Origin of the sequence: Orrella sp. 11846 (assembly GCF_048820935.1) — a bacterium.
GTDB lineage: Bacteria > Pseudomonadota > Gammaproteobacteria > Burkholderiales > Burkholderiaceae_B > Algicoccus.
Window position 1 is genome coordinate 15,681 of record NZ_JBMERD010000006.1, and the last position, 13,655, is coordinate 29,335.

General features: G+C 49.0%; 14 protein-coding genes. 6 read left to right on the forward strand and 8 right to left on the reverse strand.

The genetic code is table 11. The features are described from left to right. Nucleotides 1–2: 2 nt before the first annotated feature. Nucleotides 3–1,469 carry a cysteine--tRNA ligase gene (cysS, locus tag ACOI06_RS06235; protein ID WP_420661678.1) on the reverse strand — a complete coding sequence of 489 codons (1,467 nt, stop codon included), beginning with the start codon at nucleotides 1,467–1,469 and terminating at the stop codon, nucleotides 3–5. A gap of 229 nt (nucleotides 1,470–1,698) precedes the next feature. Here cysS and ACOI06_RS06240 point away from each other — a divergent pair, with 229 nt between their 5' ends. The 3 genes from ACOI06_RS06240 to ACOI06_RS06250 all read left to right on the forward strand — a co-directional run bounded on the left by ACOI06_RS06240 (nucleotide 1,699) and on the right by ACOI06_RS06250 (nucleotide 4,011). Further along, nucleotides 1,699–2,442, forward strand: coding sequence for a hypothetical protein (locus ACOI06_RS06240; protein WP_420661679.1), 744 nt, complete (start codon nucleotides 1,699–1,701; stop codon nucleotides 2,440–2,442). Between the two features lie 176 nt (nucleotides 2,443–2,618). Beyond that, nucleotides 2,619–3,128, forward strand: a complete 510-nt coding sequence (locus tag ACOI06_RS06245) for a peptidylprolyl isomerase (protein WP_420661846.1) — start codon at nucleotides 2,619–2,621, stop codon at nucleotides 3,126–3,128. Continuing rightward, nucleotides 3,094–4,011 carry a UDP-2,3-diacylglucosamine diphosphatase gene (locus ACOI06_RS06250; protein ID WP_420661680.1) on the forward strand — a complete coding sequence of 306 codons (918 nt, stop codon included), beginning with the start codon at nucleotides 3,094–3,096 and terminating at the stop codon, nucleotides 4,009–4,011. Before ACOI06_RS06245 ends, ACOI06_RS06250 begins: the two co-directional genes overlap by 35 nt. On the opposite strand, the gene ACOI06_RS06255 is transcribed toward ACOI06_RS06250, so the two are convergent. From ACOI06_RS06255 to ACOI06_RS06265, 3 genes are all read right to left on the reverse strand, one after another. Beyond that, nucleotides 3,996–4,814, reverse strand: a complete 819-nt coding sequence (locus ACOI06_RS06255) for an undecaprenyl-diphosphate phosphatase (RefSeq protein ID WP_420661681.1) — start codon at nucleotides 4,812–4,814, stop codon at nucleotides 3,996–3,998. The genes ACOI06_RS06250 and ACOI06_RS06255 overlap by 16 nt on opposite strands. After that, a complete protein-coding gene (locus tag ACOI06_RS06260; protein WP_420661682.1) occupies nucleotides 4,811–6,394 on the reverse strand; it encodes a TerC family protein in 1,584 nt (527 codons plus the stop codon). The genes ACOI06_RS06255 and ACOI06_RS06260 overlap by 4 nt, the downstream gene beginning before the upstream one ends. 65 nt (nucleotides 6,395–6,459) lie before the next feature. After that, complete coding sequence (locus ACOI06_RS06265; RefSeq protein WP_420661683.1) at nucleotides 6,460–7,248, reverse strand: inositol monophosphatase family protein; 789 nt, start codon at nucleotides 7,246–7,248, stop codon at nucleotides 6,460–6,462. A 42-nt stretch (nucleotides 7,249–7,290) separates the two neighbouring features. Here ACOI06_RS06265 and ACOI06_RS06270 point away from each other — a divergent pair, with 42 nt between their 5' ends. Together ACOI06_RS06270 and cysE are read left to right on the forward strand one after the other, a co-directional pair. Continuing rightward, nucleotides 7,291–8,109: an RNA methyltransferase gene (locus ACOI06_RS06270; protein ID WP_420661685.1), complete on the forward strand. Its 819-nt coding sequence runs from the start codon at nucleotides 7,291–7,293 to the stop codon at nucleotides 8,107–8,109. Nucleotides 8,110–8,144: 35 nt separating this feature from the next. After that, on the forward strand, nucleotides 8,145–9,092 hold the full coding sequence (gene cysE / locus ACOI06_RS06275) for a serine O-acetyltransferase (protein WP_420661686.1): 948 nt from the start codon (nucleotides 8,145–8,147) through the stop codon (nucleotides 9,090–9,092). Between the two features lie 37 nt (nucleotides 9,093–9,129). Here cysE and ACOI06_RS06280 read toward each other — a convergent pair whose 3' ends face one another. The 4 genes from ACOI06_RS06280 to ACOI06_RS06295 form a co-directional block, all read right to left on the reverse strand. Then, nucleotides 9,130–9,771, reverse strand: coding sequence for a 3-oxoacid CoA-transferase subunit B (locus tag ACOI06_RS06280; RefSeq protein ID WP_420661687.1), 642 nt, complete (start codon nucleotides 9,769–9,771; stop codon nucleotides 9,130–9,132). Between the two features lie 19 nt (nucleotides 9,772–9,790). Then, nucleotides 9,791–10,450 (reverse strand): 3-oxoacid CoA-transferase subunit A, encoded by a 660-nt coding sequence (locus ACOI06_RS06285; RefSeq protein WP_420661688.1) that lies wholly within the window; start codon nucleotides 10,448–10,450, stop codon nucleotides 9,791–9,793. A gap of 129 nt (nucleotides 10,451–10,579) precedes the next feature. Beyond that, entirely contained in the window at nucleotides 10,580–11,800 is a 1,221-nt protein-coding gene (locus tag ACOI06_RS06290) for a YbfB/YjiJ family MFS transporter (protein ID WP_420661689.1), read from the reverse strand. A 171-nt stretch (nucleotides 11,801–11,971) separates the two neighbouring features. Continuing rightward, on the reverse strand, nucleotides 11,972–12,637 hold the full coding sequence (locus tag ACOI06_RS06295; RefSeq protein WP_420661847.1) for a 7-cyano-7-deazaguanine/7-aminomethyl-7-deazaguanine transporter: 666 nt from the start codon (nucleotides 12,635–12,637) through the stop codon (nucleotides 11,972–11,974). A gap of 450 nt (nucleotides 12,638–13,087) precedes the next feature. Between ACOI06_RS06295 and tnpA the strand changes: the two genes are divergently transcribed. Further along, the gene (gene tnpA, locus ACOI06_RS06300) at nucleotides 13,088–13,555 is read left to right on the forward strand and encodes an IS200/IS605 family transposase (protein ID WP_420661690.1); all 468 of its coding nucleotides are present in this window, start codon (nucleotides 13,088–13,090) and stop codon (nucleotides 13,553–13,555) included. Nucleotides 13,556–13,655 lie beyond the last annotated feature (100 nt).

A 13,655-nucleotide genomic window follows, 5' to 3' on the forward strand; every position in this document is an offset into this window, starting at 1 on the left:
CCTTAAGCCCGACGCCAGCGCGTCAGACCGCCCGGTTTGTCTTCCACAAGGATCTTTGCTTTAACCAATTGATCGCGAATTTCATCGGCTTTTGCAAAATCTCGATTTTGTTTAGCCTGACTGCGCGCATCCACCAAAGCTTGCACCTCGATGTCAGTCAACTCACCTGATTCATCCGATGTTTGTTCAGCCGACATAGCCACACGCGTGTAGCGTGAGCTTGTTTGCAAATAAACATCTGGATCGACTGTCAATAAGCCCAACACCTGACCTAAGGCCTTCATCAGACCACTGGCTTTGGCATCCTGATCACGATTGGCTTTGGCCGCTAGTTCAAACAATACGGCAACCGCCAAAGATGAATTAAAGTCATCGTTCATTGCTTGCGCAAACTGGAAAGCAGATCCCTGCGTCCAATCAATCTCGGTTTCTTCAGGCGTCACACTGGCCAGCGTCTGATAAAGACGATCGAGTGCAGCTTGCGCATCAACCAGATTATCTGGGGTGTAATTCTGAATGCTGCGATAGTGATTGCGTACGATAAAAAACCGCAGCATCTGTGCTTCACGTGGGTTGAAATCATATTCAGCCTGATCAGCCTGTGGTTCACCCACGGCAATGGTTTGCCGAATTGTTTTAAAGTTACCCAAAGACTTGGACATCTTTTCTGTATCGACCATCAACGAACCGCAATGCATCCAAGTGTTGGCCAACACGCCACCAAATGCGCCTTCAGATTGTGCAATTTCATTTTCATGATGAGGAAACTTCAGATCCGGTCCACCCCCATGAATATCCAAGGGTAAGCCCAGTCTGGCGCGACTCATGGCCGAGCATTCAATATGCCAACCGGGACGCCCCCAGCCATATGCGGAAGGCCAACGTGACTCTTCGGGCTCATCGGGTTTAGCCGCCTTCCAGAGCACAAAGTCTAATGGGTCGCGCTTGCCGTCTGACACCGCCACACGTTCGCCTGCTCGTAACTGATCCAGCGATTTACCAGAGAGCTTGCCGTATTCTGGGAAACTGCGCACTGCGTAATTTACATCCCCATCCTCACTTCGATAGGCTAGACCTCGCTGCTCTAAACGTTCAATGATATCGAGCATATCGGGCACAAAAGCTGTCGCGCGCGGCTCATCATCGGGAGATTGCACACCCAGCGCGCGTTCATCGGCATGCATGGCATCTGTATAAAAACGTGTGACATCCGAGATTTTACGGTTGGTCTCGACCGCACGTCGGATAATTTTGTCATCAATATCGGTCACGTTACGCACATAGGTCACTTTGTAGCCTAGTGTTCGTAACCAACGTGCCACCACGTCAAAGCTAACGAGCATACGGGCATGTCCCAAATGACAAAAGTCATAGACCGTCATTCCGCAAACATACATTCTTGCCTGACCGTCATGTACCGGTTTAAAGGGCCGTTTGCTGCGTGACAAAGAATCATAAATCTGGAGCATGGTGATGTAATCTTTTCCGTGAATATTGAATGAATGACATGTATACAACCGATTGCGCGAATCGCATGATAGACGCCTGATCGAGACTCATGATTTGTTGCTGTGACACACCCTTTCAGGATTCCTAGACCCACAACAATCCAAATCTCAGCGGCTCAACACGCAACATGGCCCAAGGCTGGCTACAATACGTCGATGATCAGTATAACAACGTGGGTCTGATTCGTTCATGTTCGACACCAGCACTTCAACGACCAATGCTTTGGCGAAACCGTCAGAGCCTCAAAAAAACAACCAATCTGTGCGCTCGCGTTTGCACGTTTCACGTCAACGCGTTTCACACTGGCGACATTTTGTGACAACCGTATCACTGATGCTCTGCGTCAATAGCGTCATGGCACAAACATCCGATGAAAAACTGTTGGGTGCGCCCGATCGTGGTTGGGAGGCGCTTGCTGAAATGCTCGATGTACTGACACCATCGATCAATACCGAGCTCACACCGTCAGGCACCGAAGTCACCAATAAGATCGAAGCACTGATCAATCAAGGTCAGGCCAGACAAGCACTTGAACAAATCGAAGCCCGCGAAACGGTTCTAGCGACTTCCACCTCACCCGGAACTGATGTACAGCTCATGTTTCAAAAAGCTAGGGCCTTACAAGCACTTAAGCGTGACAAGGAAGCCCAGGCGATCTATCAAGACATGACTTTCCGGTTTCCTGAACTGGCACAGCCCTGGAACAATCTGGCCATTTTGTATATTCGAGAAGGTCGTTTGGATGAAGCTGAACAAGCGCTTTTAACGGCCAACAGCAATGATCCAAGATTTGGTCAGGCGCTGGCGAATTTAGCCGATGTTCGTTTACTGCAAGCAATGCGCGATTATCGTGAAGCAAGCCGTTTGGGAACTCCGGGAGCCAAACAGCGTCTCAAGCAGCTTGAGGCTGTCTTTGGTCAGACTCGGCCCTAATCTTTATTTTTTCGCACTCTTTCTTAGCGTTTTATATTTCAAATCAAATGAGCACTATTCATTCTTTGTTTCATAAAAGCCGCCAAGCAATGGCTTGGATGGCGATCTCTTCGGCGGTGGCACTGACCCCCGCATTTGCACAAACCGCACAATCCACTGATACAGGAAAAACAACCATGAGCGAATCCAATCGCGTCAAACTTGCCACGAATTTTGGTGAAATTTTGATCGAAGTTGATCCCGTCAACGCACCCAAATCTGCTGAAAACTTCTTGCAATATGTGCGCGACGGTTTTTACGACAACACGATTTTTCACCGCGTCATTGATAACTTCATGATTCAAGGTGGTGGTTTTGAGCCCGGCATGAATCAAAAAACAACCCGCGATCCAATTGAAAACGAAGCAGACAATGGTCTGAAAAACGATCGCTACACACTGGCCATGGCGCGCACTAACGATCCCCATTCCGCTACAGGTCAGTTCTTCATTAATGTTTCAGACAATGATTTTCTGAACCATACCTCCAAAACGCCTCAAGGCTGGGGCTACGCCGTCTTTGGTAAAGTCGTCGAAGGTCAGGCTGTCGTAGATAAAATCCGCGGCGTTAAAACAGGCAACTCCGGTTTCCACCAAAACGTCCCTGTCGAAGATGTCATCATCGACAAAGCCATCATTGTTGAGTGATCTGCGTGTCAGCGGGCCTGTCTGGCTCGCCTCTGACATCCATCTTGGATCTCACAATCCGCGCACGTGCCAGGCCTTCTATGAGTTTCTGGCACATGCGCGAAATCAGACAAACGCCCTGATTTTGCTTGGTGATATTTTTGAAGTCTGGTTAGGAGATGACTGGACTAAATCACCTGAACCTTGGCTACAAACCGCCATCCACCACCTGCATCAGACTGCCCACGCCATTCCGCTCTGGATCATGGGTGGTAATCGCGATTTTCTCATCGGTGCCGACTTTGCGCATCAGCTTGGTGCACGCTTTCTACCAGCCCAAGTCATCCTCGAAGTTCAACCCAATAAACACCCAACGAAATCACAATGCTTGACGATCTCATGTAATCATTCGCAACGTTTTTTACTTGCACATGGTGATGAGTTTTGTACGGCAGATCTAGGTTATCAACGTTTGCGACGTATTGTTCGAACAAACTGGATTCAACAGGCATTTCTGAAGCTGCCACTCTCAGTACGTCAACGGATTGCGCAACGAATGCGCAACACTAGTCAGAATATGGAAAGATCAGATGACGATGGCCGCTATGACGTACAAGACAACCCTTTGCGCACGGCCCTGCTGGAGCATAAGCTGACATCTATGATTCACGGCCACACACATCAGCCTGGTCATTACCGGATCCCTCCTAAGCATGCTCAAACGACTTCAAAACGACACTTATCCCATCAATCGTCACAAAACTGTTTTGATCGCTGGGTTTTACCGGACTGGGAATGCGATCATTTGCCGCAGAATGCTCAGGCACGAGGCGGCTGGTTAGAAATCACCGACTCGGCCATGAGGTTATACGCGCTGAACCAATTACCTCAGAACACAAAGTAAGCAACGAATAAACTCAATACTATTCGGTACCAAGCAAATGCACGATACGTGTGTTTAGACACAAAGGCGAGCACCGCCCGCACAACCAGCAAAGCACTTAAGAAAGCAGCCACAAAGCCCACCAGAATGGTCAGCATATCCGCTTGGCTAAGCTCCCCAAAATGTTTGTAGGAATCATAGACGGCTGCCCCCAACATCGTTGGGATAGCGAGAAAAAAAGAAAACTCAGTCGCCGTTTTACGCTCAATACCTGCCACCATGCCACCGATAATCGTGGCACCTGATCTCGAAGTCCCTGGGATCATGGCCAGACACTGCGCAAACCCAACACCGAGGGCTTGCTTCCAAGAGATTTGCTCAAGCTTGGTTGCAGTTGGCTGCAGGGGGACAGCCCGCTTACGCTCGACCCACAACATAATTAAACCGCCCACAAACAAGGTGATCGCAACAACGCCCGGATGAAAAAATAGAGACTTAATAGATTTGATAAAAATCGCCCCAATCACTGCGGCCGGTAAAAACGCAATAATCAGGTTACGTAAAAAACTCAACTCAACGGGATCACGCTCTACTAGACTACCGCGCACCAGTCGAATCAGACGCTCACGAAATAGCCAAATGATGGCAAGAATCGCACCCAACTGAATGACCACCTCAAAGACTTTGGACTCCGTCGATGCAAAGTTGATCCATTCACCAATCAGGATTAAATGCCCGGTACTTGAAACGGGAATGAATTCGGTCACACCCTCCACAAGGCCCAGAAAAAAACCTTTTAACAGCTGCAATTCCAAAATACTCAACTGCCCTCTCCCGCATCCATCATAAAACTGTCATTACGCTGTTTCTCAACATCCACCAGCGCAATGCGTCGCCCGTCCATTTCTTTGACGCGGAACCGAAAAGTGGCGCCAGTCCCCTGGAACTCGAACTCATCACCCTCAGAGGGCAATTGACCAAATCGCGCCAATAAGAATCCAGCTAGGGTCGTATAGTCTTCGTCATCATCGACTAGGCCGTCAGTTTCAAACACCTGCTCCAGCAGATGCAAGTCCGCTGCCCCACCAATGCGCCAATGCAGCTCGTCCACGGGCTCGATATCTGGCACCTCATCTTCATCTGGGAACTCACCCGCAATCGCCTCAAACACGTCAATAGGTGTCACTAACCCTTGGATGGAACCAAACTCATCGGCCACCAACACAAGCTGACCCTTAGAATGCTTTAACGTATCCAACAAGCGAATGACGCTGATGGTGTCATGCACGATAATTGGATCTTTGAGACGCCCTTCTCGGATATGCCCATAAGTGAGCAAATCCGCAATCATGGCGCGAGCACGTCCCACACCCACAATCTCATCAATCGAACCGCGCCCGACCGGGAAAAAGCTGTGCGGAGCTGCTTCAATCTGCTCTCGAATCGTCTGAACATCATCATTCAGATCAATCCAGGTAATTTCTGTGCGGGGGGTCATAATGGAGTGCACAGAACGCTCAGCCAACGTCAAAACGCCACTGACCATATTGCGCTCTTCAACCGCAAAAGCAAGTTCTTCCTGTTGCATCATTTCTTCATCAGGCTGATCCACAAGCTCTTGCGTGGGTCGCTTACCCAACATGCGTAGCACAGCTTCTGCGGTGCGTTCACGCATCGGTCGGTCGGTATCAAGCATGCGCAGATTGCGTCTTGCCAGTTGGTTGAGTAATTCAATCAGAATCGAAAACCCGATGGCCGCATACAGATAGCCTTTGGGCACATCGTATCCAAAGCCCTCTGCAACCAGTGAGAAACCGATCATCAGCAAAAAGCCCAGACACAAAACCACGACGGTCTGATGAGCATTGACGAATCGTGTCAGTGGCTTAGACGCTAGCAACATCACGGCCATGGCAATGATGACAGCAGCCATCATCACGGGCAAGTCATTGACCACACCCACGGCGGTAATAATGGCGTCTAGCGAGAACACCGCATCCAGAATCACGATTTGCGTCACGATGACGCCAAAGCTCGCGTAAACACGAGGCCCTGTCGTGGTATGTCGTTTGCCTTCAATTCGTTCGTGTAGTTCTAACGTTCCTTTAAAGAGTAGGAAAAACCCACCCAAAATCAAGATAACGTCTCGCCCAGAAAACGAATAATCACTGATTTCAATCCACGGCGCTGTGAGTTTCACGAGCCAGGAAATTCCGGCGAGCAAGAATAAGCGCATCACCAGCGCCAGACTCAGACCAAGCAAGCGCGCTTGATCCCGTTGCCGCGGTGGCAGCTTATCTGCCAGAATTGCAATAAAAATCAGATTGTCGATGCCTAGAACAATTTCAAGGACAATCAGTGTGATCAGGCCGACCCAGATAGTTGGGTCAAACAGCCAATCCATGCAGAACCCCTTTGTGATTTAAAAAATCATGGTACTAAAAAAAGAACGTCTGAGGTTGTGCAAACTCACGCCGTGAAATATGGCAACATCTGAGCAAACACTTTTGGGGTCGCTGCAATCATGTCACCACTGCGCAACCAATCCTGCTCACCCGAAAAGTCTGTAACCAATCCGCCGGCTTCTAAAATCATGAGGCCAGCCGCCGCCATATCCCACGGCTGCAGATTCACCCCACAAAAACCATCCAGACGGCCGGCTGCCACATACACCAAGTCCAGTACCGAGGATCCAGTACGTCGCACGCCTGCACTTTCCTGACCCAGGCGTCGCAAATGATCGTAGGACGCGCCACCCGTGGCCTGCTGGTTTGGCCAACGCCCACCGAGCAGTGAATCCCCCAGTCTGAGTTGTCCTGAGACACGAATTCGACGGTCATTCAGAAAAGCACCACCCCCTCGGCTGGCCGTAAACAATTCATTGCGCGATGGATCATAAATGACCGCCTGCGACAATTGACCACGATGCAAGAGCGCAATCGATACAGCATAAATCGGCAAACCGTGAATAAAGTTGCTTGTCCCGTCTAATGGATCGATAATCCATTCGTACTCGGGTTCTGAGCCATCTTCTGGATGATGAATGCGACCGGCTTCTTCCGACAGAAAAGCGTGATCGGGGTATGCTGTGTGCAGCGTCTCAATGATGGCTTGCTCACAAGCATGGTCCACGTCGGTCACAAAATCCCGCTTACCTTTACGGGCAACCTTCAGTCGGTCTAAATCCAGGCTCGCGCGATTGATAATATTGCCAGCTTGTCTGGCGGCCTTGACGGCCATGTTCAACATTGGATGCATGTAAATTTCTTTTATTCAACACAAGTAATCTGGGGATTTTAGTTGACTTCAAGCTTCAAACGCGTTCGTTTCATCCTGACTGAGCCAAGTCATCCTGGAAATGTCGGTTCGGCAGCCCGTGCAATCAAGACAATGGGCTTTGAATCGCTGTGGCTTGCTGCCCCTAAACATCCCGAGATGACAACAGACTCACAGGCTATAGCACTAGCGAGTGGTGCCACCGATATTCTAGAAAAAACCCATCAAAGCAAGAGCTTATCAGAGGCGCTCGCTCCTGTGACACTGGCATTTGCCTTAACGGCCAGACCACGTGATCTAGGGCCACCGGCGGTGGATATTCGACAAGCAGCTCAGTTAGCGCATCAACATTTGAGCGACAACCCAGAAAATCAAGTCGCCATGGTGTTGGGCTGTGAGCGCGCAGGCCTAAGCAATGTGCAAATTGCGCAATGCCAACGTGTCTGTCACATCCCTGCCAATCCAAATTACAGCTCATTAAACGTTGCCCAAGCACTACAACTAGCTGCTTGGGAGATCCGTTACGCCTTATTAGACGGGCAAATTGACCTGCCTCAAACACCCATCCAAAAACCAGACGAAGGTAAGGTGCTGGCCAGCACAGAAGCGCTCGAAGCTTTTTTAACGCATTGGGAAACGGCTTTGATGGCGATTGAGTTTCTAGATCCTGCACATCCCAAAAAACTCATGACCCGAATGCGACATTTATTTAACCGCAATCAACTCAGCCAGGTCGAAGTGAACATGTGGCGCGGAGTGTGTACTGCCATGCATGAAATCGCCTCGCGTGCGACGCCTCGCATCAAAAATGAGACCAAACCCGATCAGTCAAATGGACATTGACGTTTTCAACAACGCGCTTCAGTTACGATTGAACCATGCTTGAACAATTCAAAGAAGACATCGCCTGCATCCTCGAACGGGATCCAGCCGCACGCAGCAAACTTGAAATCGTGACGTGTTACCCAGGACTGCATGCCATCTGGTTTCACCGTCTATCGAGTCGTCTGTGGCGACTGCGTTGGTATTGGCTTGCCCGTTTTTTATCTCACATCGGACGCTTGTTGACTGGTATTGAAATCCATCCCGGCGCTGTCATTGGCTCCCGTGTCTTTATTGATCATGGATTTGGTGTAGTGATTGGTGAGACAGCCGAAGTTGGTGACGACTGCACGATTTATCAGGGTGTCACCCTAGGTGGTACACAACTCTACAAAGGCAAAAAACGCCACCCCACCTTAGGTCGCAATGTGGTAGTCGGTGCAGGCGCACAAGTATTGGGCGGCTTTACGGTTGGCGATGATGCTCGGATTGGCTCAAACGCGGTTGTGGTCAAACCAGTTCCAGCAGGCGCAACCGCAGTTGGCAACCCTGCGCGCATCATTGACCGTTCAACACCTAAAAAAACCACTGAAGAAACTGTACCATCCACCCAACCCGTACAACCCGATTGCGGTAAAGGTCGTCTAGATCCTGCCCCCCTACAGGACATGCTCACCGGACACCTGAACGTTAAGTCTGCCTCTACAGGGTCTAGGTCTACTACATCGGTGATGCACGAGACAATCACAATGAAAGCACAGGTCGAACTCACGGAGCAGTCCAAGCAAAACCCAGAGAAAGAAACCGGGTTTACGGCTTATGCAGTGGATACGACCGATACGGACCCTTTGGTTAAAGTGGTTCAGGAACTCATCCGACATACCGCACAACAAGATGAACGCATTAGTCAGCTATGCCAAGCGATCGAATCGTTAGGCAAAAAAATCGAGCAACCAGAGAACAAGTCGCTCGATGTTCAGCGCTTGAATCGGCTTGTGGACTAATCACTCATCAGGGCCATCCACAAGCGGTAAGACTCAATCAGTCAACCAGATCTAGTCCTGTCAGACGTCTGAGCTCATCCATACCAACGCCTGCGCAATCATCAATCACACGCACAACGCCGCCTTCTGGCTCAATTTCAAACACGGCGTAATCCGTGTAAACGCGTTTGACACATTGCACACCGGTCAGTGGATAGGTGCAGTTCTCCACGAGTTTTGATTCACCCGTTTTAGTTAGCAATTCCATCATGATGTAAGTAGCACGTGCACCAGCCGCCAAATCCATTGCACCACCCACTGCAGGAATGGCATCTGGTTCGCCAGTCGACCAGTTAGCTAGATCACCATAGCGGGACACTTGAAACGCCCCTAAAACACAATAATCCAAATGGCCACCGCGCATCATGGCAAATGAGTCTGCGTGATGGAAGTAACTACCACCATCCAGCAAAGTCACAGCCTGCTTACCGGCGTTCACCAAATCCCAGTCTTCCTCGCCTTCTTTTGCCAAAGGGCCCATGGCCAGAATGCCATTTTCACTTTGCAGAAAAATATCTTTGTCCTGAGGTAAATAGTTACTCACCTTAGTAGGTAAACCAACCCCCAAGTTGACATAAGCACCTTCAGGAATGTCACGTGCCAGCCGCTCTGCAATCTGATCTCTCGTTAAACGAGTCATGTTGTTATGCTCCTCAAACTTACACTTTGACAATTCGATCGACGTAAATACCCGGGGTGACAACGGCTTCTGGATCAAGTTCACCCAGCGCCACAGTGTCGTTAACCTGAGCAATCGTCAGCGTCGCGCCTGTTGCCCAAACCGGGTTGAAGTTACGCGCAGATTTGTTGTAGATCAAGTTGCCCCAACGGTCTCCTGTACGCGCTTTAATCAATGCCACGTCACCCACAATTGGAGACTCAAACAAATAGTCTTTGCCATCAATATTTCGGACTTCGCGACCTTCGGCTAAAGGCGTTCCAACCGCTGTACGTGTATAGAAGCCACCAATCCCTGCACCACCAGCACGGACACGTTCTGCCAACGTGCCTTGTGGGACAAGCTCAAGCTCAATTTTTCCAGCACGATACAGGCCATCAAACACGTACGAATCAGCCTGACGCGGAAAGGAACAAATAATTTTACGGACTCGGCCAGCTTTCATTAACGCTGCCAAGCCGGTCTCGCCATTTCCAGCATTGTTGTTCACAATCACCAAATCTTTGGCTCCTTGTTCAATCAATGCATCAATCAATTCGATTGGCTGGCCAGCACCGCCAAACCCACCTACCAACACTGTCGAACCGTCCTTAATTCCAGCAACGGCATCTTCCACAGTGGCCACAATTTTGTTGATCATAAGTGTCTCTCATCCTTATCAGAAAGATGCAATCTGCGGCGCCCCTAAAAGGTTCAGTTCCAACGGCTTCTAGTCGCATCGCAATGCAACTTCAAAAATACCATGATGGCGGGCTCTTTAGGATAATTCCTAGACAGCCGTCACATTTCCAGCTTCGGAACAGCGCTTCGCTTTCCAGAGTAACCCGACTCCCAACAACATCACTAGGCCGCTAATGACAAACGAGCTGCTGTAGCTATTTGTGAGTTCGGCTAAATAGCCAGTCATTGCTGGTGCAAAAATCTGCGCAATGCCATATCCAAAGGTAATACGGGCCATAGCAGGTGATGGATTGTCCGAATAGCGTTGCCCAACAATGGTTAGCGTCAAGCTCACAACTCCGACATAGGTCGCCCCAAATAAAGCCGCAGCAATCATATTGACAAGGACAACATCACTGATGGCCGGTAAAATCATGGCCACACCTTGCAGCGCATAGGCCAGCATCAATGCAATGTAATTATCGGTGCGCAAAGCAACCCGATCCCACAAAAAGGTCGATGGTGCAGCGGCAATCCCAACCACCACCCAGACCCAGCCTCCCTGACCGGTTAACTGCGGCAACTCAACCAAAAAAGCCACAATAAAAGTAACACCCACAACAAATCCGAAGCCGCCACAGAAATAAGCCAGAATCATCCAGAGCGTCCAAGGCTCCATGATTTTGCGTTTAATCAAGGCGACAGGTTTAGCTGAAGTTGATTCAACCACGGGTGCGGGCAACCAGAACCAGGCTGGAAACAAAAACATCAAACCGACGATACCCAACACCACCCACTGCCCCGACCAGATCAATGAATGGACCGTCAGAATCACAGTGAGACCCGAGACAACGGTACCCAAACCCAGCCCAGAAAAATGCAAGCCTAGTTGTGGGCGTTTTCCGAGACGAATCAAGTGGTGCAATATCAATCCCGAGGACAGCAAAACGCCAGCCGCACTCGCTAAGCCCGCCAGATAACGCATGATGCCCCAGACAAACACATCGGTGCTCAACGCCATCCCGACTGTTGACAATACGCCCAGAACCAGCCCAATTCGATAGGCGTAAAACCGCGACTTAGGACGCGTAATCAGCATCGCCAGTACAACACCCGTCATATAGCCGCCGTAATTCACGGCGGCAAGCAAACCGCCGGACACATAGGTCAGACCGGCTTGGCTTTGCATGATAGGCAACAAAGGTGTGTAGGCGAATCGAGCGATTCCCAAAGTCAGAATCAGTGCGCAGATACCCGATAAGATGATTTTTTCTGCGCTCAGCGCTTTGGTCACTGTACTTGAAGAGGAAGACACATCAGAAGGAGACATAGACTTTGTACGCCAATTTGCTATACACAAAAAGTCCCATCAGATTGACAGCAAAGTTTTCGGATAGCGACACAATCAGGGTGCAGATCTAGCACTCAAAATACAAGACCCGCACAATTGTTCACATGCTAAACAAAACAAACTGATTTGTCTGTAATGTCCTGTCAACCATCAACAAAACTTGGGTGATACCGTCTCACGATGGCGAATAACGCGTGTAATCGCACTTAAAGCGGCACCATACATGGGCACAAAGAGCAACAGACTCACCATCAACTTGATGACGTAATCAACAAACGCGATTTCAATCCAGTTCTCTGCCATAAAGGCATCACTGCTACGCCAGAAAGCAACCGCAAAAAACACCAACGTATCGAGCGCTTGACCAAACAGCGCTGCTGCCGCTGGCGCAATCCACCACTGAGCAAATTGACGTCGCATGCGATCAAAAACCTGAATATCCAATAACTGACCCAATACATAGGCCGCAAAACTAGCGAAAGCAATCCGAAAGACAAAGAGGTTAAATGTAGTTAAGGACTCAAAACCATTGAACTGCCCTTGCTGAAACAAAACAGACACCACATACGATGCGAGTAACGCCGGTAGCATCACTCGTGCGATCACTTGTCGAGCCTGGTGCTTACCAATTAAACGAACCGTTAGATCAGTCACCAAGAAAATAATCGGAAAGCTAAACGCACCCCAAGTGCTATGAAATCCAAAGAGATCAATCGGCAATTGAACTAGATAATTACTGGCAATGATGATCAGCATATGCATGACGACAAGCCATGTCACCAGCAGACTCAGTCGTTTATCCGGGAGAGACAGCATGGTTGCCGATTGTCGAGAAGATGCGTATTGATCGTGCGAAGTCTCTGAAGACGTCGACGCATGTGATGTGCGTGATGATGCAGACATGAAAACCTTTTTAGCAAATGGGGGCGAGGGAACCCATGGTGTCAAATCAAATGTAAGAGCATATTGTACGCAAAGGTCGGCTTTCTCCAAACAAACAAGTCCATAAAAGCGGTTGCAAAGTGAATTTGTAAGTCCCTGTTGATAATATTTGTTCGCAAAAATACGGTGGTCGCGTTCCTCATCCACTTTCGCATTCCAGATCAAACGCGCGCAACCCATTCATTGGCTAAGCACTTTCTTTTGCTCAGGCGTTGGATTGGCGTGAAGTTTGATATCAACAAGCTTGATCCTCTTTTTCTAGATGATTCATTCGCATTGTTGTACTAAAATATTACACATCATTCAATCAACTATTAAGCGAAAATGCATAACTGGCGAACAGGCAGATCATGCCTTTATAAGAATTATGCACACCTAGTCTTTACCACAAAATATAGACAAATGGTTTTCACAAAAGAAATGCTAGAGTACCTTCAAGGTGTATTCATGGAAACTTGTGAGCAAATGGGCTGTGAACTTTTGGAGTTCAGTGGTGAAGATAGCCATGTTCATTTATTGGTATCTATTCATCCCAAAGTCGCAGTCGCTAACCTAGTCAGCAAGCTAAAAGGAAAGTCATCTTATCTGATTAGAAAAGAGTTTAAAGACCATGTAAAAACAATGCTTTGGGGAAAGCAGTTTTGGTCCCCGAGTTACTGTGTTGTTTCCTGCGACGGAACAAGCCTAGACGTGGTGAACAGATATATAAGTGAGCAAAACGCCCCGCCTAGCGAAAAATCATTAAGAGCGGCTAAAGCCGCTAACAAGTCAAAAACTAATGAGCTTGCTTGACTCGCACATGAATGAACGGGTCAAGCAAGCAATTCACTCAAAGGTATTGCGCCCGTCGATGGGAAAGTGTGGACGTAGTTAAAAAATGCTGCGCGTAATC